Consider the following 2,982-nt stretch of genomic DNA (forward strand, 5'->3'; position numbering starts at 1 on the left):
TGCCCGACCCGCCGTTGGCGGTCGCCTCGTCGCTCATTGGCGCACCCTCCGATCCACCAACGCCTGGTATGCGCCCGCCCTACTCATGCTGGTCCTGCTCGCCGGGGGGCTGGCCGCGGCGGCGGCGCCACGCCTCGGCCAGGGCGGCCTCGCGGCCCTCGCCGGTCGGCTGGTAGTAGCCGCCGCGGAGGCCCTCGGGCAGGTAGCGCTGGGCGACCCAGTGGCCCGGGTGGTCGTGGGGGTAACGGTAGCCGACCCCGATGCCGAGCTGCTTCTCGCCCGGGTAGACGGCGGACTGGAGGTGGCGCGGGACCCGCCCCGGACGGGCCTCCTCCAGCTCCCGGGCCGCCGCCCCCAGGGCCGCATAGGCGCTGTTGGACTTGGGGGCCAGGGCCAGGTAGACGACGGCCTCGGCCAGGTTGAGCCGGGCCTCGGGCAGCCCCACGAACTCCAGCGCCTGGAAGGCCGCGACCGCGATCGGCAGGGCCTGGGGGTCGGCCAGGCCGATGTCCTCGGAGGCGGAGATGACCAGCCGGCGGGCCACGAACCTGGGGTCCTCGCCGGCGGCCAGCATGCGGGCCAGGTAGTGGAGGGCGGCGTCGGGGTCGGAGCCGCGGATCGACTTGATGAAGGCGCTGGCCACGTCGTAGTGCTGGTCGCCGGCCCGGTCGTAGGTGACCCGGGGACGCTGCAGGGCGTCCTCGATGTCGGCCAGGGTGAGCCTGGTCCCCCCTTTGGCCGTGACCACCAGGGCGGCCGCCTCCAGGGCGTTGAGGGCGTGGCGGGCGTCGCCGTCGGCCCGGTCGGCCAGGTGGGCCAGGGCGTCGGCGTCCAGGGTGAGGCCGCGCCCGCCAAGGCCCCGCTGGGAGTCGGCCAACGCCCGGGTGACGATCAGCTCCAGGTCGCGCTCGGTCAGCGGCTCCAGCCGGAACAGCAGCGAGCGGCTCATCAGCGGCGAGTTCACGGTGAAGAACGGGTTCTCGGTGGTCGCCCCGACCAGCACCACCGTGCGGTCCTCGACCCCGGGCAGGAGCGCGTCCTGCTGGCCCTTGTTGAAGCGGTGGATCTCGTCGATGAACAGGATGCTGCGCCGCCCCAGGGCGCCGAGCCGTTCGCGGGCCGCGGCCAGCACGGCCCGCACGTCCTTGACCCCGGCGCTGGTCGCCGACAGCTCCTCGAAGTGCGACCGGGTGGCGGCGGCGATGATGTGGGCCAGCGAGGTCTTGCCGGTCCCGGCCGGCCCCCACAGGATCACCGACCGCAGCTCGTCGGCCTCGATCAGGGCCCGCAGGGCGCTGCCCGGACCGAGCACGTGGCCCTGGCCGACGAACTCCTCCAGGGTCCGCGGCCGCATCCGCGCGGCCAGCGGCGCGTCCAGGTCGGCCAGGCGGTCGGCCCGCTCCGAGAACAGGTCCATGTCCCGGCCATCGTAGCCGCTCGCCCGGAGCCGGCGTCACGGCCCGCTGCCAGACTGGCCGGGCCCGGTCGCCGACCCGAGGAGGATGGATGCGCTACGCCGTCAACGTGCCCAACTTCGAGGACTACAGCGACGTCCGGACGGTGGCCGCGCTGGCCGCCGACGCCGAGGCGGCCGGCTGGGACGGCTTCTTCGTCTGGGACCACCTGACGTTCGTGAAGGCGTGGCGGCTGCGCATCGCCGACCCGTGGCTGCTGCTGGCCGGGGTGGCCCTGGCCACCGAGCGGCTCCGGCTGGGCCCGATGGTGACGCCGCTGGCCCGGCGCCGGCCCTGGAAGGTGGCCAGGGAGACGGTCACCCTTGACCGCCTGTCCGGCGGCCGGCTGATCCTCGGGGTCGGCCTCGGCGAGCCGCCCGAGGACGAGTACGGCAGCTTCGGCGAGCCGGTCGACCCGGTCGTCCGGGCGGCCATGCTCGACGAGGGCCTGGAGGTGCTCACCCGCCTGTGGTCGGGCGAGACCGTGTCCTTCCAGGGCCGCCACTACCGGGTCGACGAGGTCGCCTTCCAGCCCACCCCGGTGCAGCGGCCCCGCATCCCCATCTGGGTCGCGGGCGCCTGGCCGCGCCGGGGCCCCCTGCGCCGCGCGGCCCGCTTCGACGGCAGCACCCCCCTCAAGCTCGACCCCGACGGCGAGCTCGTCCCCCTGGACGCCGGCGACGTTCGCGGCCTGCTCGACGTCGTCGGCGGCCACCGGTCGTCCGGCGAGCCGTTCGACGTGGCCGTCGGCGGCACCACCCCCGACGACCCGGCGGCCGCCCGCGACTTCCTCGCCCCCCTGGCCGAGGCCGGCACGACCTGGTGGCAGGAGTCGGTCGACCCCCGCCAGGGCGACCTCGACCACTGGCGCCGCAAGGTCCGCCAGGGCCCGCCCGCCGTCTGATCCCGGCCGGGCCCGGAACGCGTTGCGGCAGCGCTCCACGAGTGCCGTGACCGGTCGACGTTTGCACCTGCTCTCGAGGGAACAGGTGGGGTCCGCCCCAGCCGTTTCCGGTACCCGCTGGCGAAGCCGGGTGCCTTCCGCGACCGCAAGCACGGTCCCCTACGTCGAAGTGTTGGCGCAAACGAAAGCCGGCCACCAACAACGTCGGGCGCTGCCGAGAACCGCATTGAACCACCGCCATCCGACACCGGCAACCGGCCCCGCGGGCGCCGGATCAAGCCCGGCCGCGGTACCGCTCGATCGCCGCCCGAGGTCTGGGAACATCCTCCGACAGCGTGTTCCAGACCCGCCCGTGGTACGCGTGGTCGACGACGATCCGCAAGCCGATGATCTCCTTCCACGGGATGTCCGGCATGGCCGTTCGGACCTCCTCGGGAAGCTTCGATGCGGCATCGCCGATCCGTCCCACTTCGCCGGCGACCGCGGCCGCCGGAATGATGTCGTCGAGCAGCTTGTCGGCCGGTCGCTTCACGCGGATTCCAGGGCCACCACGTCGGCGAGGATGTCCCGGTCATCGGGGCGGAGAGCAGAGGCCTCGACCACGTCGACGGGGACGCCGAGGAT

At 74.3% G+C, this 2,982-nt stretch carries 3 protein-coding genes and 1 other RNA gene; 1 reads left to right on the forward strand and 3 read right to left on the reverse strand.

The window, feature by feature from the left end:
* Window positions 1–79: 79 nt before the first annotated feature.
* Window positions 80–1,417: a replication-associated recombination protein A gene (locus VF468_00525; GenBank protein HEX5876810.1), complete on the reverse strand. Its 1,338-nt coding sequence runs from the start codon at window positions 1,415–1,417 to the stop codon at window positions 80–82.
* 89 nt (window positions 1,418–1,506) lie between these two features.
* Here VF468_00525 and VF468_00530 point away from each other — a divergent pair, with 89 nt between their 5' ends.
* Complete coding sequence (locus tag VF468_00530) at window positions 1,507–2,358, forward strand: LLM class flavin-dependent oxidoreductase (GenBank protein ID HEX5876811.1); 852 nt, start codon at window positions 1,507–1,509, stop codon at window positions 2,356–2,358.
* Window positions 2,359–2,386: 28 nt separating this feature from the next.
* Here VF468_00530 and ssrS read toward each other — a convergent pair.
* Together ssrS and VF468_00540 are read right to left on the reverse strand one after the other, a co-directional pair.
* A non-coding RNA gene (gene ssrS / locus VF468_00535) (6S RNA) lies at window positions 2,387–2,571 on the reverse strand.
* A gap of 61 nt (window positions 2,572–2,632) precedes the next feature.
* Window positions 2,633–2,890: a HepT-like ribonuclease domain-containing protein gene (locus VF468_00540; protein ID HEX5876812.1), complete on the reverse strand. Its 258-nt coding sequence runs from the start codon at window positions 2,888–2,890 to the stop codon at window positions 2,633–2,635.
* Between the last annotated feature and the right edge of the window lie 92 nt (window positions 2,891–2,982).

It is taken from the genome of Actinomycetota bacterium, from assembly GCA_036280995.1.
In the GTDB taxonomy this organism is placed as follows: domain Bacteria; phylum Actinomycetota; class CALGFH01; order CALGFH01; family CALGFH01; genus CALGFH01.